The following is an 18621-nucleotide window of genomic DNA, read 5'->3' on the forward strand; positions in this document are numbered from 1 at the left end:
GTGGTGGCTGTATTCCGTGCGTGCCGCTCAAGTGCTGCGGTGTGCGCCCTCAGTTATCTCAATCGATCCCGAAGGGACGATATTCCTGCTGGCGGCGCTGTGCAGGCGGAGCGAGCGGCCCGTCGCTGTCACCCTAGTGCGTACGCGTGCGCGCGAGCGCGGGCGCGCACCCTGCGGGTGAGGTGATCCTGCCCGCCTGTCCTTCCCCGGCTACCCGCCGAAGGCCTTCGCGACTCACGGGGCGACGTGACGGACGAGACACCGCCGGGCGTGTCCCGGACCCGCGGGCGCTGAGCCAGTCCGCCACGTCTAACATCGATCGCGGGCCAGGCACGGGAGTTCCCCATGAGCACCACCTCTTCTTCCGCGCCGCCCGGCCCAGGACTGACTCAGGGAGAGAAATGTCGTTGGTGAACGCTGCGCACGGACGCAGTGAAGACACCAGCGCCGTACCCCCGGACGGCGGACGGCCGAGCGGGGCCCGGCGAAGCTTCCGCCAGGTGGCCGGCGCGTACGCCGCGCTGGCGAAGCCGCGCGTGATCGAGCTTCTCCTCGTCACCACGATCCCCGCGATGTTCCTCGCCGGGCGCGAGGTGCCGAACCCGTGGCTGGTGGTCGCGACGCTGGTCGGCGGCACCATGGCCGCGGGCAGCGCGAACGCGCTCAACTGCGTGATCGACAGCGACATCGACAAGGTCATGAACCGCACCAAGCGGCGCCCGCTGGTGAAGGACGCGGTGCCGCGGCGCAACGCGCTGATCTTCGGCCTCGTCCTGGGCATCGCGTCGTTCGCCGTCCTGTACTTCACGGTGAACCTGCTGGCGGCGGTCCTCGCGATCGCGACCATCCTGTTCTACATCTTCGTCTACACCCTCGGCCTCAAGCGGCGGACGTCGCAGAACGTGGTCTGGGGCGGAGCCGCGGGCTGCATGCCGGTGCTGATCGGCTGGGTCGCGGTCACCGGCACCGTGCAGTGGCCCGCGTTCGTGATGTTCGGCGTGATCTTCTTCTGGACCCCGCCGCACACGTGGGCGCTGGGCATGAAGTACCGCGACGACTACGAGCGCGCGGGCGTGCCGATGCTCCCGGTCGTCGCGACCGCCGAGCACGTGGCCCGGCAGATCGTCATCTACTCGTGGGTGATGGTCGCCTGGACGCTGCTGCTGCTCCCGGTCACCAGCTGGCTGTATGCGACCTTCGCGATCCTCGCCGGCGGCTGGTTCCTCTTCTACGCGCACCGGCTGCAGGCCGCCGTGCACCGCGGCGAGGAGACCAAGCCGATGGCGCTGTTCCACCGGTCGAACACGTACCTGATGATCGTGTTCGTCGCGCTGGCGGTCGACTCGGCGATCGGCTTGCCGGTCCTCGGCCTCCCGTTCTGACCCGTTCTCCGACCCGTTCCGCGCCGGGCAGGAATGGCCCGGGATCCTCGCCGGTTGCACTCTTCCGGCCCCGATCCCGACCTGAAAGCAGGACCTTTCCTTGCCCGAGGAACCGGCCTACGAAGCCGAGCTGCGCCACGAACAGGCCTACGTCGACGCCCTGTTCGCGAAGCTCGACGCCGAACGCACCCAGACCCAGCGCCGGCTGGACGAGACCCTGCGCCAGACCGGCGGGACGCCGCAGGCGCGGACCGAACGCGAAGCCGCCACGACCCTGCACAGCGACCGGCTCGCCCAGCTCGGGTCGGTCGAGCAGGGCTTGTGCTTCGGGCGGCTGGACTTCGTGCCCGGCAGCAGCGACGAGGAAACCGCCTACATCGGACGGCTCGGCCTGTTCGACGAGGACGACGACTACCGGCCGCTGCTGATCGACTGGCGCGCCCCGGTCGCGCGGCCGTTCTACCTCGCCACCGCCGCTTCGCCGGACGGCGTGCGCCGCCGTCGCCATCTGCGGTCGCTGAGCCGTCGCGTCACCGGCTTCGACGACGAGATCCTCGACCTGACCGCCGCCGACCAGGGCCAAGACCTCGGGCTGGCCGGCGAGGCCGCGTTGCTGGCCGCGCTGGAGCGCCGCCGGACCGGCGAGATGGCCGACATCGTCGCCACCATCCAGGCCGAGCAGGACCGGATCATCCGCGCGCCGCTCGGCGGGGTGATGGTGGTGCAGGGCGCGCCGGGCACCGGGAAAACCGCGGTGGCGCTGCATCGCGCGGCGTATCTGCTTTACACGCACCGCCAGCAGCTGACCACGCGCGGCGTGCTCGTCGTCGGCCCGAACTCGACCTTCCTGCGCTACATCGGCCAGGTGCTGCCGTCGCTCGGCGAGACCGGCGTGCTGCTGTCGACCATCGGGCAGCTGTGGCCGGGTCTGGACGCGGACGGCGCCGAGTCGCCGGAAGCGGCCGAGGTGAAGGGCCGCCTGGTGATGGCCGAGGTGCTCGCCAAGGCCGTCCGGGATCGGCAAGGTGTACCCGATCCGGTGATCGAGATCGAGCACGAACGCGAGATCCTGAAGCTCGACCGGAAGACCTGCACGCAGGCCCGGGCCCGGGCCCGCCGTTCGCGGCGCCCGCACAACCTCGCGCGGCGGCTGTTCGTCTCCGACGTCCTCGACGCGCTCACCCGGCAGGCCGCCCGCGCTTTGGGCGAGGACCTGTTGGACGCCCAGGACGTCCAGGACATCCGCGCCGAGCTGGCGTCGAGCCCCGCGGTGGCCGCCGCGCTGAACTCGCTGTGGCCGAAACTCACGCCCGCGGGCCTGCTGGACGACCTGTTCGCCGAGCGCGAACACCTCGACCGGGCGGCGGGCGAGCTGCTGTCCGAAGAGGACCGGAAGCACCTGGAGAGCGGCCGCGACGCGAAGTGGACGCCCGCCGACGTGCCGCTGCTCGACGAACTGGCCGAACTGCTCGGCAGCGACGACTCCGAGGAGGAGGCCGAGCAGAAGCGCCAGGAACGCGTCGAGCGGGCGTACGCCGAGGGCGTGCTGGACATCCTCGACCAGGATGAGGAAATCCAGGACGAGGAGGTCCTGCGGGTGTCCGACGTGCTGGACGCCGAACTGTTCGCCGAACGGCAGCAGGCGCGCAGCCAATTGACCGCGGCGCAGCGGGCGGCGCAGGACCGGACGTGGACGTTCGGGCACGTGATCGTGGACGAGGCGCAGGAACTGTCCGCGATGGACTGGCGGCTGCTGATGCGCCGCACGCCGAACCGGTCGATGACACTGGTCGGCGACGTCGCGCAGACCGGGGCCGCCGGGGGAGCACGGACCTGGGACGAGGTGCTGTCGCCGTACGTCGCGGACCGCTGGCGGCTGGAGCAGCTGACGGTGAACTACCGGACCCCGGCGGAGATCATGGCGGTCGCGGCGGGCGTGCTCGCCGAACTCGACGTCGATCTGGCCGCGCCCGCTTCGGTGCGGGAGACCGGGGTGCCGCCGTGGGGCGTGGAAGTCGTTTCGCTGGACGAGGAACTGCCGTCGCTGGTGGCCGCGGAACTGTCCGCTGTGGACGGTGGGACCGTGGCGGTGCTGGTGCCGGGCGGTCGCTTCGACGAGGTGCGGAAGCTGCTTCCGGAGGACGAGCGGCTGAGCGTGCTGACGGTCGATCGTTCCAAGGGGCTGGAGTTCGACGGGGTCGTGCTGGTGTCGCCGGACGAGATCGTGTCGGGGTCAGCGCGTGGGCTCAACGACCTGTACGTGGCGTTGACTCGGGCTACGCAACGGCTCGGCGTGGTGCGGACTGGTCCGGCGGTGCCCGCGCTCGGCGGGCTTGGTTAACCCGGACCCCGCCCCGCCGCCACCCTCAACGGAACGGCTGCGCCGTGCGGATACATTCAATCATGCAGAACATCGGCAGGACAGCCGTCATCGGCGCGGTCGCGGCAGTCGCCGCGTTCGGCCTCACGGCCTGCGGCGGCGACAGCAGCGCGGCTCCGGCGACCCCGAGCCGCGAGTGCACCGCGGACGACATCAAGACCACCGGGAACTTCGGCCAGGTGCCGACGATCACCGTCCCGGACGACTGCGCCCCGCCGAAGAAGCTGCTCACCAAGGATCTGTCGGAGGGCACCGGGAAGGCCGCGGCCGCCGGGTCGAAGCTGTCGATGAACTAGCTGGTCGTCACCTGGTCGAACAAGAAGAAGCTGGACAGCTCGTTCGACCGCGGCGAGCCGTTCGGCCTCGACCTCGGAGCCGGCCAGGTCATCGACGGCTGGGATCGGGGCCTGGTCGGCGTCAAGCAGGGCGGACGGCGGCTGATGATCATTCCGTCCGCCCTCGCCTACAAGGACGGCGGACGCGGCATCGCGCCCAACGAAACGCTGGTGTTCGTGACCGACGCCCTCTCCGTTTCCTGAGTCAGGGGATCAGCAGCAGCTTCCCGGTCGTCCGGCGGCCCTGGAGGTCCTCGTGGGCCTTGCGGGCGTCGGCGAGCGGGTAGCGGCCGCCGATGCGGACGTTCAGCGAACCGTCCTGCACGGCGGCGAACAGTTCGCCTGCGCGCCAGTCCAATTCCTCGCGCGTGCGCAGGTAGTGGCCGAGCGTCGGGCGGGTCAGGAAGAGCGAACCGCCGGAGTTGAGGCGCTGCGGGTCGAGCGGCGGCACCGGGCCGCTGGCCGCGCCGAACAGGGCCAGGGTGCCGCGGATCTTCAGGCTGGCGAGGCTGCCGTCGATGGTGTTCTTGCCGACGCCGTCGTAGACCGCGGCGACGCCTTCGCCGTCGGTCAGCTCGCGGGTCGCGGCGGCGAAGTCCTCGCGGTCGTAGCGGATCACGTGGTCCGCGCCCGCGCCACGGGCCAGCTCGGCCTTCTCGTCGGTGGACACCGTGGCCAGCACTCGCGCGCCGCGCGCCTTCGCCAGCTGCACCAGCAGCAAACCGACGCCGCCGGCCGCCGCGTGGACGAGGATGTCGTCGCCTTCCTGCACTTCGTAGGTCGAACGCACCAGGTAGTGCGCGGTCAGGCCCTGCAGCATCGTGGCGGCGGCGATCTCGTCGGACACGCCTTCGGGCACCTTCACCGTGGCGCCGGCCGGGACCACCGCGCGCTGGGCGTAGCTGCCGAGCACGCCCTGCCAGGTCACGCGGTCGCCGGGGGCGAATTCGGTGACGCCCTCGCCGGTCTCCACGACCGTCCCGGCGCCCTCGGAGCCGAGGACGAACGGCAGGTCGATCGGGTAGATGCCCTGGCGCTGATAGGTGTCGATGTAGTTGACGCCCGCCGCGGCGAGGTCGACCAGCAGTTCGCCCGCGCCGGGCGGGCCGGGCTCGATCTCGGCCAGTTCCAGCACTTCCGGGCCGCCGGTCCGGGTCACCTGCACTGCGGTCGGCATGGTTCCTCCTCGAGATGTGCGCGTCTGGCGTCCACTATGGCCGAGAACACGGTCGGGCCGCGGGGGCGGGGGTCTCGGGTTAAGCTCCGGACGTGGCTGAGGAGACCGAAAACACGCCGACCGCGCCGACTGCCCGCCAGCTGGCCTCCGCCCGCGGTTTCGTGGCGAAGCACGGCAAACCGTCGCGCGCCGTGGTCGAGAACATCGGGCTGGCCGGCGCACGCGTCGTGCTCGTGGGCCCGGACGGGGCGATGGGCGACGTGCTGGTCGCCGGGGTCGAGACCGGGACCGCGCTGGTCGAGCAGGTCGACGACCTCGAGGCCGCGGAGTGGGACAGCGAAACCGTGAAGACGGTCAAAATCGGTGCCGCGCACCGGCGCAAGATGGCCGGGCCGCGAGCGGGCCGGTGACCCGTTCGGCGATTTTCGTCGGCTGCGCCGCGCTGCCCGAGGGCGACGGCGACGAGGCCGCGGTGCTGCCCGCGCTCGCGGACCTCGGATTCGCGGTGAGCTGGGCGGCCTGGGACGCGGCCGCCGATTTCGCTTCGGCGGACATCGTCGTGCTGCGTGCGGCCTGGGACTACCCGGAGCGCCGGGAGGAATTCCTCAGCTGGTGCGAGGACGTGCCCGGGCTGAGCAATGCGGCCGCGGTCGCGCGGTGGAACACGGACAAGACGTATCTCGGCGAACTGCTCGACGCGGGTGTGCCGACGGTGCCGGTCGAGATCGTGCCGCCGGGGGAGAAGCCGCGCTGGCCGAAGAAGCCGTTCGTGGTGAAGCCTTCGGTGGGGGCGGGAGGTCGCGGCGCCGCTCGGTTCGCCTCCTCCGGTGCGGACGCGGAGCGGCATCTGCGCGCTTTGCACGAGGACGGGCGCACCGGTCTGATTCAGCCGTATCAGTCCAGTGTGGACACTCAAGGCGAGATCGCGGTCGTGTACTTCGGCGGCGTTTATTCGCACGCTTTCACGAAATTCGCACCGCTGGAGTCCGAAGTGGACGCTTCCGGGCTGTACCGGGAAGAGCGGCTGGCGGCCGCTGTTCCGGCTCCCGAGGTGCGTGCGGTGGCCGAGGACGCGCTGGACGCCGCTTGCGGGTTGCTCGGTATTTTGCGGGCGGAACTCTTGTACGCGCGGGTGGATCTGGTCCGCGGGGACGACGGCCGTCCGTTGGTGCTGGAGCTGGAGCTGACTGAGCCGTCGCTGGGGTTCCGGCACGCGGACGCGGGTGCTCCGTTGCGGTTCGCGTCCGCGGTGCGGCAGCAATTGGCCTAGCTCGTTCGCCGCTTCGCCGCCAACCGTTCTGCCCGGGGCCAGCGGACGTCGCTTGCCCAGCCGAGCCGTTCGAACGCCCAGATCACCCGGGCCGAGACGTCCACCTGTCCGCGCAGCACGCCGTGCCGGGCGCAGGTCGGGTCGGCGTGGTGGGAGTTGTGCCACGACTCGCCCATGGACAGCAGCGCCAGCGGCCAGAAGTTGGCCGCGCGGTCGCGGCTCGCGAACGGGCGGTCGCCGATCAGGTGGCACACCGAGTTCACCGACCAGGTCACGTGGTGCAGGAACGCGATCCGGACCAGCCCGGCCCAGAAGAACGCCGTCAGCGCGCCCTGCCAGGTGCCGCTGAAGGCCCAGCCGAGCGCGGCGGGCAGGGCGAGGCTGAGGGTGATCCACAGCCAGAAGAACCGGTTCACCAGCCGCAGGTCGCGGTCGCTGACGAGATCCGGCGCGAAGCGGTCGGCGTTGGTGACCTCGCGCTGGAACATCCAGCCCATGTGCGCGTGCCAGAACCCGCGCAGCAGCGCCGACGGCGACGTGCCGAACAGCCACGGCGAATGCGGATCACCGTCGCGGTCGGAGAACGCGTGGTGGCGGCGGTGGCTCGCGACCCAGAAGATCACCGAACCCTGCACGGCCATGCTCCCCGCGATCGCGAGCGCGATCCGCAGCGGGCGGCTCGCTTTGAAGGCACCGTGGGTGAAGTAGCGGTGGTACCCGACGGTCACGCCGAGCGTCGCGAGCACGTAGAAAACAGTCGCGAGGATCAGGTCGGTCCAGCCGATGCCCCACCCCCACAGCAACGGCACGGCGGCGATCAGCGCGGCGAACGGCACGAGCAGGAACGTCTTGAGCACGATCATTTCGGCGGTCCCGCGCCTGCCGGATAGAAGGGGCTTGGCGGCACGGGCAGGGGCGGTCGGCATGGCGGCACCTCGGGCTTTTCGGGGCTTTCGGAAAGCCGGTCGGCGACGACGGTAAGCCGCCGACCTGTCCGCCGGGCCGACGCGCAGTTACGCCCGGATGACCGTCAGTTCGCGGTGGCGAGTTGGTCGTCGAGAGGAGGCCGAGCGGAGAGCGGGCGTTTTTGTCCCCGCTGTTTCCGGCTGATGCTCGGCAGCGCGAAGCCGTCGGTTTCGCGATGGCAAGTTGGCTGTGGCCTGAACACCAAGAGGCGAGGCCGAGCGGAGAACCGGCGCTTGGGCCGATGGTTCCCGGGCCGATGCCCAACGGCGCGAAGCCGTCAGTTCGCGGTGGCGAGTTCGCGCTTCTCCGCGGGCTCCAGCGACGTGACCGGGCCGCGGTCGCGGGTGCCCGTCCACAGCACCGCCGTCACCACGATCACGAGCGCCGAGCCGAGCACGTGGAACGACACCATCGCCTCGGGCACGCCCAGCGCGTACTGCACCGTTCCCAGCACGCCCTGCAGCAGCGCGACGACCCACGCCCACGCGTACCGCTGCCACACGCTCTTCGGCGCGCCGACGCGCATCAGCGTGAGCCCGAAGACCCCCAACACGACCAGGTACGCGATCAGCAGTCCGCTGTGGATCCGCGCCAGCTGCTCGATCGGGGCGTCGAGCCGATGCGTGTTGACGTCGCCGCCGTGCGGGCCCGCTCCGGTGACCGTCGTGCCGGCGATCAGGACCGCCCACATCAGCACCGTCAGCAGCACCAGCATCTGCCGTCCCAGCTTCGGGACCAGCGGGCGCGCCGGTTCGTCTCCCTCGCGGAAGGCCTTCAGCAGCAGGACCGCCAGCCATACGAGCGGCGTCGAAGCGAGGAAATGGATCGCGACCGTCCACCATTCCAGTTTCGCCAGCACCGTCAGCCCGCCGATGACCGCTTGCAGCACGACGCCGCCGGGCATCGTCCAGGCGAGCTTCACCAGGCGCTTGCGCTCCGGGTGGTCGATCTGGATCCGCCACGCGGTGAGCACGGCCAGCGCCGCCACCACGATCACGACGCCGGTCAGCATCCGGTTCGAGAACTCGATCCACTGCGTGACCGCGTCGATGCCGGAGCGCCGCACCGGCACCAGGCTGCCCGCGACGCACTGCGGCCAGGTCGGGCATCCCAGCCCGGACCCGGTCACCCGCACCACGGAACCGGTGACGCCGATGCCTGCCTGCGTGACCACCGCGGCGATCCCGACGCCGCGCTGGACCGCGGCGGAGGGATACGGCAGGCGGGCGATCAAACTGCGAAGGGACACGCGGAAAGAATACTCGCGCGCGTTTTCCCGCCTTCACGCGGCGGTATTGTTCCGCCCGGATTTGCCAGCGTGCGCAAGGAATCGGGTGCGGCGGCGGTCACATTTCCCGGGGATTTCCGTGCGGTGTTCCGGAAATCGGCGGGTGAGATTCAGGTGAGTTTCGTGGTCCGCGTCGCCAGCACTCCGGCCACCGCCGCCCACACCACCAGCACCGCCGCCGGACCGAGCGGGAACTGGCCGTCCACCAGCGCCGCGCGCATGCCTTCCGCCAGCGCACCGGAAGGCAGCAGCGACACCACCAGACCGACCCCGGACGGCAGCGCCGACGGGGCGAGCAGAATCCCGCCTGCCAGCAGCAGGACGAACCACACGATGTTCGCCAGCGCCAGCACCGCTTCCGCCCGCAACGCGCCGCCCAGCAGCACGCCCAGCGCGCCGAAAGCCAGCGTCCCCAGGATCAGCAGCACCACCGCCGAACCGATCCCGGCGGCCGACGGGGACCAGCCCAGGAAGGCCGCGACGACGCCGAGCACCACGGACTGCAGCGCCACCACGACGAGCGCCGCCACGACCCGTCCGGCCACCAGCAGCCAGCGCGGCAGCGCCGTCGCCGAAAGCCGCTTCAGCACGCCGTACCGCCGGTCGAAGCCGAGCGCGATCGCCTGGCCGGTGAAGGCCGACGACATGACCGCCAGCGCGAGGATCCTCGGCGTCATCCAGTCCACTTTGGACGTCGAACCGAGCTGGCTCGCGGGAAGGATGTCCAGCAGGCTCAGCCCGATCAGCAGCGCGAGCGGGATGATGAGGGTGAGCAGCAGCTGCTCGCCGTGCCGCAGGGTCAGCGCGGCCTCGACGCGTGCGTGCGTGCGCAGCATCTTGCCGAGCGAACCGCGGCCGGGCGCGGGGGCGAAAGTGCCCGCGGGGAACGGAGAACTCATGCGCGCAGCTCCCGTCCGGTGAGTTCGAGGAACACTTCTTCGAGCGTCCGCCGTCCGACTTGCAGTTGTTCGGGCAGTACGCCCTGTTGCGCGCACCAGGCGGTGACGGCGGAGACCACCTGCGGGTCGACCGCGCCCTCCACCAGATACGAACCGGGTGCGGTTTCGCTGACCCGGTACCCCTCCGGCAGCGCGGCTTCGAGCAGCGTCGTGTCGAGTTTCGTCCGGGCGCGGAACCGCAGCTGCGCCGCCTCGCCCGCCTCCAGGGTCAGCGAATGCGGCGTGCCTTCGACGACCACCTTGCCGTGGTCCACGATCACCACCTGGTCGGCCAGCGTCTCCGCTTCCTCCATCAGGTGGGTGGTGAGCAGGACGCTCACGCCGTCCGCGCGCAAGGCCGCGAGCAGGTCCCAGACCAGCCGCCGCGCCTGCGGGTCCATGCCCGCGGTGGGCTCGTCCAGGAACACCAGCTCCGGACGGCCGACCAGTGCGCATGCCAGCGAAAGCCGTTGCTGCTGCCCGCCGGAGAGCCGTTTGAACGGGGTCCGCTTCGCGCCGGCGAGCCCGAGCACGTCGAGCAGCCACGCCGGATCGTGCGGGTTCGCCGCGCAGGAAGCCACTAGCCGCAGCATTTCCTCCGCGCGCACGCCCGGGTACGCGCCGCCGCCTTGGGGCATGATCCCGACGCGCGGGCGGAGCCGGGAACTGTCCGCGACGGGGTCGAGGCCGAGCACGCGCACCTGGCCCGCGTCAGGTCTGCGGAAACCCTCGCAAATCTCGACAGTGGTCGTTTTTCCGGCGCCGTTCGGCCCGAGCAGGGCCAGCAGGGAACCACGCTCCATGCGCAGGTCGATGCCGTCGACCGCGGTGGTGGAGCCGTAGCTTTTCGCCAAGCCGGAGATCTCGACGGCGGGGTTGTCCACAGCGAATCACGATACGACGTCAGCGGGCGCGCGCGGTGCTGGGGACGCCGGAGGTGTCCTGGACAACAGCAGCGGCGAAACCCGGTACACGATCGCGAGGCCGCCGAGGGTCACCAGAGCGGCCGCGCCGTAGGCCCACGGCAGGACGTACGAGCGGCCGTCGAAGGTGCCGCCGGTGGGCGGCAGCAGGAACGGCAGCCCGGCGCTGATGACCGTGGCGACCACCCGGAACCGCGACGTCCCGGCCGCGGCGGCGAGCGGGATCACCGCCCACAGCAGGTACCAGGGCTGGAGGTTGATCTGCAGGATCATCGCCGCGCCCAGCGAGACGCCGAGCCCGATGATCGGCCGGTACCGCCATTTGAAACTGGCCCACAGGAATTTGATCGTCACCGCCGCGGTGATCACGTTGCCGAGCGTGCCGAGGATCGGCACCAGCGCGTCGGTGTGGTTGCCCAGCCCGAGCGTGATGCCGAGGACGCCGCTGAGGTTCGCGATCTCCGCGGTGGGGGAGATGAACGACCGCACCAGTCCCGGCGTGCTCGCCGTCGCGCCGATCCAGCCGAAGCCCAGTCCGGTGCCGACGCAGATCGCGGTGAGCACCACGCCGAACAGCACCGCCATCGGCGTGCCCGCCCACACCAGGTCCTTCAGCCGCCCGTGCCATCTGCGCGCGACCATCACCGACAGGAACGGCAACGCCAGCACCGCCGGGATCTTCACGGTGGCACCGATCGTTATGATGACGACCCCGAGCGCGATGAAGAGCAATTCGCCCTTCGCCAGCGGCGGCGGGCTGTCCCCCTTCACCCGCACCGGCAGCCGCCGGATGCCGATCTCCAGCCCGGCCACCATGAGCCCGATGGCCAGCGAATCGTTGTGCGCGCCCGCGACGAAATGGAAGATCAGCAACGGGTTCGCCGCGCCGAGCCACAGCGCGGTGGCCGGCTGGACGCCGAACCGTCGGGCCAGCCGCGGCACCGCCCACACGATCAGCAGCACGCCGACCATCGCGAGGCCGCGCTGCAGCAGCACGCCGACGACGATGTTGTTGCCGCCGACCGGGGCCAGCCAGCCGCCGAGCCGCAGCAGCAGCGGTCCGTACGGGGCGGGTGTCTCGCGCCAGATGTTGGTGACGCCCGCGGTGAGCGGGTCGGCGACGCCGAGCGCCTGCGCCGGGCCCAGCTGGTACGGGTCCATGCCGCGGTGCACGATCTCGCTCTGCGCGAGATAGCTGTAGACGTCGCGGGAGAACAGCGGCGGGATCAGCAGCAGCGGCGCGACCCACATCGCGACGGTGCGGGCGAGCTGCCCGCTGGTGGCCAGCCGCGCGCTCGCCGGACGGGCGAACCGGGCGAGCATGAGCCAGCTCAGCACCAGGATGCCCATCCCGGAGAACGCGATCGCGAGCGAGACCGTCGGGATCCGGACGAACAGCCGCAGCACCGGCAGGTCCTGCACCGGGTTGATCACCGGCGCGGCCCCGGCCCCGAGCGAGCCGAGCGCGAGGAACAGGGAGCCGACGGTGCCGAAGCGGCGGACCACGTCGAGGCCGCGGGTCTCGGCGGCGTTCAGCGGATCGGTGCGGCGCGGGCCGACCGGGGACGGCGCGGCTTCGGGGGCAGGGGGAGCGGCCACGGCGCCGTCAGCGTCGCCCGGTTCGCCGGATAAGTCCGGTTCCGGTGCCCGCTGCTCCGGGTGTTCGCCGATTGCCACGCCCGGAAGCGTATCGACTCCGGTTCACGCGGCGTATCGAGCCATTCGGTCCCCCGGCGACGGGATCGCTCCCGTTGGGCCGGGCGCCGCGGTGGCGAGGTGAGTCGGGTCACTGGGCGGCACCCCGCCTTTGCCCGGCGGCCGGAAATAAGACACACTTGTGTTGTGAAAAAGAACGGGACCGTCGGCGAGGGGCGCGGCGAGCAGCCGCGCACCGCGGCCGTCGGCGTTCCCGTGCAGGTCAGCGCCGCGAACGTGGCCGAGGGCCGCACCCGGCACGAGGTCGCCCGGCTGTTGCTGGAGCAGGGCCCGATGACCGCCGTGGTGGTCGCCGAGCAGCTCGGGATCAGCCCGACGGCGATCCGGCGGCACCTCGACGCGCTCCAGGCCGACGGCGAGGCCGAGACCCGCGACGCGCCGCGCAAGGGCCCGCGCGGACGCGGCCGCCCGGCCAAGCTGTTCCTGCTCACCGAAGCGGGCCGGGCCCGGTTCGGGCACGCCTACGACGACCTCGCGGTCTCGGCCATCCGCTTCCTCGCCGAGCACGCCGGCCCGGACGCGGTGCGCGCGTTCGCCGAGCGCCGCGTCGAAGGGCTCGTCGGGCCGCACCGGCAGGCGATCACCGGATCGGCTGATCCGGTCGAGCGCGCCGAGGCCCTCGCGGCCGCGCTGAGCAGGGAGGGCTACGCTGCCTCGACCCGCCAGGTCGGCGCGGAGAACCCCGCCGCGCACGTGGGCGCGCAGCTGTGCCAGCACCACTGCCCGGTCGCGCACGTCGCCGCGGAATTCCCGCAGCTGTGCGAGGCCGAAACGGAAGCGTTCGCGAAACTGCTGGGCACCCACGTCCAGCGGCTGGCGACCATCGCGCGCGGAGACAACGCGTGCACCACACACGTACCCGCCGGACCGGCGGGTATCCCGGCCCATCCCGAGCCGGACCGCACGACGCCCGGACAAGCGGCCCCGCCGCCCGAAGGGCACGCACCACGGATCCCGAATGGAGGGAAACCCGCATGACTGCCGCTGCCGAGCAGCGCACTCCCACCACCGAGCCGTTGAGCCAGGAAGAGACCATCGCGTCCCTTGGCAACTACGCCTTCGGCTGGGCGGACTCCGACGAGGCGGGCGCCAGCGCGCGCCGCGGCCTGAACGAGGATGTCGTCCGCGACATCTCCGAGAAGAAGTCCGAGCCCGAGTGGATGCGCGACGCCCGATTGAAGGCGCTCAAGCTGTTCGACCTCAAGCCGATGCCGAACTGGGGCGCCGACCTCTCGGGGATCGACTTCGACAACATCAAGTACTTCGTGCGGTCCACCGAGAAGCAGGCGGCCAGCTGGGAAGACCTGCCCGAGGACATCAAGAACACCTACGACAAGCTGGGCATCCCCGAGGCGGAGAAGCAGCGCCTCGTGGCGGGCGTCGCGGCGCAGTACGAGTCCGAGGTCGTCTACCACCAGATCCGCGAGGACCTGGAGGAGCAGGGCGTTCTCTTCCTGGACACCGACTCCGCGCTCAGGGAGCACCCGGAGATCTTCCAGGAGTACTTCGGCTCCGTGATCCCGGCGGGCGACAACAAGTTCTCCGCGCTGAACACGGCGGTGTGGTCCGGCGGCTCGTTCATCTACGTGCCGAAGGGCGTGCACGTCGAGATCCCGCTGCAGGCCTACTTCCGGATCAACACCGAGAACATGGGCCAGTTCGAGCGGACGCTGATCATCGTCGACGAGGACGCCTACGTCCACTACGTCGAGGGCTGCACCGCGCCGATCTACCAGTCGGACTCGCTGCACTCCGCGGTCGTCGAGATCATCGTGAAGAAGGGCGCCCGCTGCCGCTACACGACGATCCAGAACTGGTCGAACAACGTCTACAACCTGGTCACCAAGCGCGCCAAGTGCGAAGAGGGCGCGACCATGGAGTGGGTCGACGGCAACATCGGCTCCAAGGTGACCATGAAGTACCCGTCGGTCTTCCTCATGGGCGAGCACGCCAAGGGCGAGGTTCTCTCGGTCGCGTTCGCGGGCGAGGGCCAGCACCAGGACGCCGGGGCCAAGATGGAGCACCTCGCGCCGCACACCTCCTCGACCATCGTGTCGAAGTCGGTCGCGCGCGGCGGCGGCCGGACCTCCTACCGCGGCCTGGTCAAGGTCGCGAAGCGGGCGCACCACTCGCGCTCCAGCGTGGTCTGCGACGCCCTGCTGGTGGACACCATCTCCCGGTCGGACACGTACCCGTACGTGGACATCCGCAACGACGAGGTGTCCATGGGCCACGAGGCCACCGTGTCCAAGGTCAGCGAAGAGCAGCTGTTCTACCTGATGTCGCGCGGCCTCGACGAGGCCGAGGCGATGGCGATGATCGTGCGCGGGTTCGTCGAGCCCATCGCGCGCGAGCTGCCGATGGAATACGCGCTCGAGCTGAACCGCCTGATCGAGCTGCAGATGGAAGGGTCCGTCGGCTAAATGTCCGTGGCAGAGAACAACGTTTCCGAGTCGCTCCGCGAGGGGGCCGTCATTCCGGCGGCCTCCCGCGCGGAGCGGTTCACCTCTTACGACGTCGAGGCCTTCGAGGTCCCGGGCGGGCGTGAGGAAAACTGGCGCTTCACTCCGATGAAGCGCCTGCGCGGCCTGCACGACGGGTCCGCCGTCGCCTCCGGCGAGATCACGCTGGAGACCGAGGCCGCGCCCGAGCTGAAGATCGAGACCGTCGGCCGCGACGACGCGCGCCTCGGCGAGGCGGGCGTGCCGAGCGACCGCATCGCGGCGCAGGCGTACTCGTCCTTCGCCAAGGCCACGATCGTCACCGTGCCGAAGGAGACCGAGGCGTCGAAGCCGTCGGTGCTGCGCATCCACGGCCCCGGCGAGGGCAAGGTCGCCTACGGCCACCTCCAGGTGCGCGCCGAGGCGTTCGCCAACGCGGTGATCGTGCTCGACCACGTCGGCTCCGGCACGTACGCGGACAACGTCGAGTTCGTCATCGGCGACTCGGCCAAGATCACCGTGGTCAGCGTCCAGGACTGGGCCGACGACGCGGTGCACGTGTCCGAGCAGCACCTGCGGCTCGGCCGCGACGCGACGCTCAAGCACACCGTGGTCACCCTCGGCGGCGACCTGGTGCGCGTGTCCCCGACGGCGACCTTCGCCGACCGCGGCGGCGACGTCGAGATGCTCGGCCTGTACTTCGCCGACGCGGGCCAGCACCAGGAACACCGGCTGTTCGTGGACCACGCGGTGCCGAACTGCAAGTCCAACGTGATGTACAAGGGCGCCCTGCAGGGCGACGACGCGCACACGGTGTGGATCGGCGACGTGCTGATCCGGGCGGCCGCCGAGGCCACCGACACCTACGAGCTGAACCGCAACCTCGTGCTCACCCCCGGCGCGCGCGCCGACTCGGTGCCGAACCTCGAGATCGAGACCGGCGAGATCGAAGGAGCGGGCCACGCGAGCGCCACGGGAAGGTTCGACGACGAGCAGTTGTTCTACCTCCAGTCGCGCGGGATCGGCGAGGAGGCCGCGCGGCGGCTGGTCGTGCGCGGGTTCTTCCACGAGATCCTGGCCCGCATCGGCGTGCCCGAGGTGCGCGAGCGCCTCGAAGCCGCGATCGAGGCCGAGCTCGAAGCCGTGGGCGCCTGAGCCCGTCGTCCGTCCCCTTCAGACTCTTTAGGAAAAGCAGAATGGCTACCCTGGAAATCAAGGACCTGCACGCGTCGGTGAACACCGACGAAGGCGCCAAGGAGATCCTCAAGGGCGTCAACCTGACCATCCGGTCCGGCGAGACGCACGCGATCATGGGCCCGAACGGCTCCGGCAAGTCCACCCTGTCCTACGCGATCGCCGGCCACCCGAAGTACACGGTGACCTCCGGCGAGGTGCTGCTGGACGGCGAGAACGTGCTCGAGATGAGCGTCGACGAGCGCGCCCGCGCGGGCCTGTTCCTCGCCATGCAGTACCCGGTCGAGGTGCCCGGCGTCTCGATGTCGAACTTCCTGCGCACCGCGGCCACCGCGGTCCGGGGCGAGGCTCCCAAGCTTCGCCACTGGGTCAAGGAGGTCAAGGAGGAGATGGGCAAGCTCGGCATCTCGAGTGAGTTCGCCGAGCGCTCGGTGAACGAGGGCTTCTCCGGCGGCGAGAAGAAGCGCCACGAGATCCTGCAGCTGGCGCTGCTCAAGCCGAAGTTCGCCATCCTCGACGAGACCGACTCCGGCCTGGACGTCGACGCGCTGCGCGTCGTGTCCGAAGGCGTCAACGAGTACAAGGCGGGCAACGAGGTCGGCGTCATGCTGATCACGCACTACACCCGCATCCTGCGGCACATCACCCCGGACTTCGTGCACGTCTTCGCCGACGGCCGCATCGTCGAGTCCGGCGGCCGCGAACTGGCCGACGAGCTGGAGGAGAACGGCTACGTCAAGTACGTCGGCTCCGCCGAGCCCGCCAAGGCCTGACGTTCCCCGCGCCCCGTTCCCGACGACACCGAGAGAGAGGAGTTGGCTCGATGACCACCACGGCTTCGAACAGCCCGACCAACTCTGTTCCCCTTGACGTGGCGGCACTGCGTGCCGACTTCCCGATCCTGACGCGCACCGTGCGCGACGGGAAACCCTTGGTGTACCTGGACTCCGGAGCGACCTCGCAACGGCCGGTGCAGGTGCTCGACGCGGAACGGCGGTACGTGTTCACGTCGAACTCGGCCGTGCACCGCGGCGCCCACCAGCTGTCCGAAGAGGCCACCGACGCCTACGAATCCGCGCGCGCCAAGACCGCGGAATTCGTCGGCGCGGACCCGGAAGAGCTGGTGTTCACCAAGAACGCGACCGAGGGCATCAACCTCGTGGCGTACGCGATGAGCAACGCCGCCACGGCCGGTCCGGAGTCCGAACGGTTCCGGATCGGCGAAGGCGACGAAATCGTCATCACCGAGATGGAGCACCACGCGAACCTGGTGCCGTGGCAGCAGTTGTGCCAGCGCACCGGGGCGACGCTGAAGTGGTTCAAGGTCACCGCCGAGGGTCGGCTCGATCTGTCCGATCTGGACAGTGTGATCACGCCGCGCACCAAGGTGGTCGCGTTCGCGCACCAGTCCAACGTGCTCGGCACGGTCAACCCGGTGGCGAAGCTGGTGGCCAAGGCGAAGGAGGTCGGCGCGCTGACCGTCCTCGACGCCTGCCAGTCGGTGCCGCACTTCGCGGTCGATTTCCACGCGCTGGACGTCGACTTCGCGGTGTTCTCCGGGCACAAGATGCTGGCTCCGTCCGGGATCGGCGTGCTGTACGGCCGGACCGAACTGCTCCAAGCGATGCCGCCGTTCCTCACCGGCGGCTCGATGATCGAGCTGGTCACCATGGAGCGCACCACGTTCGCCGCGCCGCCGCAGCGGTTCGAGGCGGGGGTGCCGATGACGTCGCAGGCGATCGGCCTCGGCGCGGCGGTGGACTACCTGTCCGCCATCGGGATGGACCGCGTCGCGGCGCACGAGCACGAACTGGCCGCGGCGGCGATCGCGGGCATCAGCGCGATCCCGGGCGTGCGCATCGTCGGGCCGACCGACCTCGAAGACCGGGGCGCGACCGTCGCGTTCGTGATCGACGGCGTGCACCCGCACGACGCCGGCCAGGTGCTCGACAGCCTCGGCATCGCGGTGCGGGTGGGACACCACTGCGCGTGGCCGCTGCACCGGGCCTGTTCGGTGCCCGCGACCGTGCGGGCGAGCTTCTACCTGTACAACACGCTGTCCGAAGTGGACGCTCTGGTCGCCGGGATCCGCGAGGCGCAGAAGTTCTTCGGGGTGGACCAGTGAACCTGGAGAGCATGTACCAGGAGATCATCCTGGACCACTACAAGAACCCGCACGGGCGCGGCCTGCGCGATCCGTTCGACGCGGAGTCGTTCCAGGTCAACCCGACCTGCGGCGACGAGATCACCTTGCGGGTCAAGGTCAGCGACGGCAAAGTCGAGGACGTGTCCTACGACGGGCAGGGCTGCTCGATCAGCCAGGCGTCCGCGTCGGTGCTGACCGACCTGGTCGTCGGGCACACCGTCGACGAGGCGTTCACGACCATGGACGCCTTCGTGGAACTGATGCAGGGCAAGGGCAAGGTCGAACCGGACGAGGACGTACTGGAGGACGGCGTCGCGTTCGCCGGCGTCGCGAAGTACCCGGCGCGCGTGAAGTGCGCCCTGCTCGGCTGGATGGCGTTCAAGGACGCGGTGTCCAGCACCACCACAGGAGCTGAGAAGGCATGAGCGCAGCTTGCAAGCGAATCATGGTTGTTCATGCCGTCGC

General features: G+C 70.4%; 16 protein-coding genes and 1 pseudogene. 11 read left to right on the forward strand and 6 right to left on the reverse strand.

Translation table 11 applies throughout. The features are described 5' to 3' along the window. The first annotated feature begins 401 nt into the window (after nucleotides 1-401). The 3 genes and pseudogenes from L3Q65_RS04090 to L3Q65_RS04100 all read left to right on the forward strand — a co-directional run bounded on the left by L3Q65_RS04090 (nucleotide 402) and on the right by L3Q65_RS04100 (nucleotide 4301). A complete protein-coding gene (locus tag L3Q65_RS04090) occupies nucleotides 402-1382 on the forward strand; it encodes a heme o synthase (protein ID WP_037814661.1) in 981 nt (326 codons plus the stop codon). Nucleotides 1383-1482: 100 nt separating this feature from the next. Then, on the forward strand, nucleotides 1483-3723 hold the full coding sequence (locus tag L3Q65_RS04095) for an AAA family ATPase (RefSeq protein WP_182896120.1): 2241 nt from the start codon (nucleotides 1483-1485) through the stop codon (nucleotides 3721-3723). Nucleotides 3724-3785: 62 nt separating this feature from the next. Then, nucleotides 3786-4301, forward strand: a pseudogene (locus L3Q65_RS04100) (FKBP-type peptidyl-prolyl cis-trans isomerase). A gap of 1 nt (nucleotide 4302) precedes the next feature. On the opposite strand, the gene L3Q65_RS04105 reads toward L3Q65_RS04100, so the two are convergent. Continuing rightward, nucleotides 4303-5274, reverse strand: coding sequence for a quinone oxidoreductase (locus L3Q65_RS04105; RefSeq protein ID WP_182896119.1), 972 nt, complete (start codon nucleotides 5272-5274; stop codon nucleotides 4303-4305). 92 nt (nucleotides 5275-5366) lie between these two features. Here L3Q65_RS04105 and L3Q65_RS04110 point away from each other — a divergent pair, with 92 nt between their 5' ends. After that, nucleotides 5367-5684 (forward strand): hypothetical protein, encoded by a 318-nt coding sequence (locus L3Q65_RS04110; protein ID WP_182896118.1) that lies wholly within the window; start codon nucleotides 5367-5369, stop codon nucleotides 5682-5684. After that, nucleotides 5681-6544, forward strand: a complete 864-nt coding sequence (locus L3Q65_RS04115) for a RimK family alpha-L-glutamate ligase (protein ID WP_182896117.1) — start codon at nucleotides 5681-5683, stop codon at nucleotides 6542-6544. Before L3Q65_RS04110 ends, L3Q65_RS04115 begins: the two co-directional genes overlap by 4 nt. On the opposite strand, the gene L3Q65_RS04120 is transcribed toward L3Q65_RS04115, so the two are convergent. The 5 genes from L3Q65_RS04120 to mptB all read right to left on the reverse strand — a co-directional run bounded on the left by L3Q65_RS04120 (nucleotide 6541) and on the right by mptB (nucleotide 12258). Beyond that, on the reverse strand, nucleotides 6541-7470 hold the full coding sequence (locus L3Q65_RS04120) for an acyl-CoA desaturase (protein ID WP_237598809.1): 930 nt from the start codon (nucleotides 7468-7470) through the stop codon (nucleotides 6541-6543). The genes L3Q65_RS04115 and L3Q65_RS04120 overlap by 4 nt on opposite strands. A 317-nt stretch (nucleotides 7471-7787) precedes the next feature. After that, nucleotides 7788-8759 (reverse strand): heme A synthase, encoded by a 972-nt coding sequence (locus L3Q65_RS04125; RefSeq protein ID WP_237598810.1) that lies wholly within the window; start codon nucleotides 8757-8759, stop codon nucleotides 7788-7790. 149 nt (nucleotides 8760-8908) lie between these two features. Further along, a complete protein-coding gene (locus L3Q65_RS04130) occupies nucleotides 8909-9697 on the reverse strand; it encodes an ABC transporter permease (protein WP_182896113.1) in 789 nt (262 codons plus the stop codon). After that, entirely contained in the window at nucleotides 9694-10620 is a 927-nt protein-coding gene (locus L3Q65_RS04135; protein ID WP_037359205.1) for an ABC transporter ATP-binding protein, read from the reverse strand. The genes L3Q65_RS04130 and L3Q65_RS04135 overlap by 4 nt, the downstream gene beginning before the upstream one ends. A gap of 6 nt (nucleotides 10621-10626) precedes the next feature. Then, complete coding sequence (gene mptB / locus L3Q65_RS04140; RefSeq protein WP_370648250.1) at nucleotides 10627-12258, reverse strand: polyprenol phosphomannose-dependent alpha 1,6 mannosyltransferase MptB; 1632 nt, start codon at nucleotides 12256-12258, stop codon at nucleotides 10627-10629. Nucleotides 12259-12501: 243 nt separating this feature from the next. Here mptB and L3Q65_RS04145 point away from each other — a divergent pair, with 243 nt between their 5' ends. From L3Q65_RS04145 to sufU, 6 genes are read left to right on the forward strand one after another with little or no spacing between them, the layout of a single operon-like run. Beyond that, nucleotides 12502-13353 carry a helix-turn-helix transcriptional regulator gene (locus L3Q65_RS04145; protein ID WP_370648170.1) on the forward strand — a complete coding sequence of 284 codons (852 nt, stop codon included), beginning with the start codon at nucleotides 12502-12504 and terminating at the stop codon, nucleotides 13351-13353. Further along, nucleotides 13350-14798: a Fe-S cluster assembly protein SufB gene (gene sufB / locus L3Q65_RS04150; protein WP_182896112.1), complete on the forward strand. Its 1449-nt coding sequence runs from the start codon at nucleotides 13350-13352 to the stop codon at nucleotides 14796-14798. The genes L3Q65_RS04145 and sufB overlap by 4 nt, the downstream gene beginning before the upstream one ends. Further along, complete coding sequence (gene sufD, locus L3Q65_RS04155; protein WP_237598811.1) at nucleotides 14799-15971, forward strand: Fe-S cluster assembly protein SufD; 1173 nt, start codon at nucleotides 14799-14801, stop codon at nucleotides 15969-15971. Nucleotides 15972-16012: 41 nt separating this feature from the next. Beyond that, complete coding sequence (gene sufC, locus L3Q65_RS04160) at nucleotides 16013-16783, forward strand: Fe-S cluster assembly ATPase SufC (RefSeq protein ID WP_237598812.1); 771 nt, start codon at nucleotides 16013-16015, stop codon at nucleotides 16781-16783. Nucleotides 16784-16833: 50 nt separating this feature from the next. Then, the gene (locus tag L3Q65_RS04165) at nucleotides 16834-18135 is read left to right on the forward strand and encodes a cysteine desulfurase (protein WP_237598813.1); all 1302 of its coding nucleotides are present in this window, start codon (nucleotides 16834-16836) and stop codon (nucleotides 18133-18135) included. Further along, nucleotides 18132-18581, forward strand: a complete 450-nt coding sequence (sufU, locus tag L3Q65_RS04170; protein ID WP_037814681.1) for a Fe-S cluster assembly sulfur transfer protein SufU — start codon at nucleotides 18132-18134, stop codon at nucleotides 18579-18581. The genes L3Q65_RS04165 and sufU overlap by 4 nt, the downstream gene beginning before the upstream one ends. The last annotated feature ends 40 nt before the right edge of the window (nucleotides 18582-18621 follow it).

Source organism: Amycolatopsis sp. FU40 (assembly GCF_021903635.1).
GTDB classification, from domain to species: domain Bacteria; phylum Actinomycetota; class Actinomycetes; order Mycobacteriales; family Pseudonocardiaceae; genus Amycolatopsis; species Amycolatopsis dendrobii.

Bases quoted from the DNA above. Each gene is read 5' to 3' on its own strand.
- L3Q65_RS04090 (WP_037814661.1), top strand. From the start codon at position 402: ATGTCGTTGGTGAACGCTGCGCACGGACGCAGTGAAGACACCAGCGCC.
- L3Q65_RS04105 (WP_182896119.1), bottom strand. From the start codon at position 5,274: ATGCCGACCGCAGTGCAGGTGACCCGGACCGGCGGCCCGGAAGTGCTG.
- L3Q65_RS04120 (WP_237598809.1), bottom strand. From the start codon at position 7,470: ATGCCGACCGCCCCTGCCCGTGCCGCCAAGCCCCTTCTATCCGGCAGG.
- L3Q65_RS04130 (WP_182896113.1), bottom strand. From the start codon at position 9,697: ATGAGTTCTCCGTTCCCCGCGGGCACTTTCGCCCCCGCGCCCGGCCGC.
- sufB (WP_182896112.1), top strand. From the start codon at position 13,350: ATGACTGCCGCTGCCGAGCAGCGCACTCCCACCACCGAGCCGTTGAGC.
- sufD (WP_237598811.1), top strand. From the start codon at position 14,799: ATGTCCGTGGCAGAGAACAACGTTTCCGAGTCGCTCCGCGAGGGGGCC.
- sufC (WP_237598812.1), top strand. From the start codon at position 16,013: ATGGCTACCCTGGAAATCAAGGACCTGCACGCGTCGGTGAACACCGAC.
- L3Q65_RS04165 (WP_237598813.1), top strand. From the start codon at position 16,834: ATGACCACCACGGCTTCGAACAGCCCGACCAACTCTGTTCCCCTTGAC.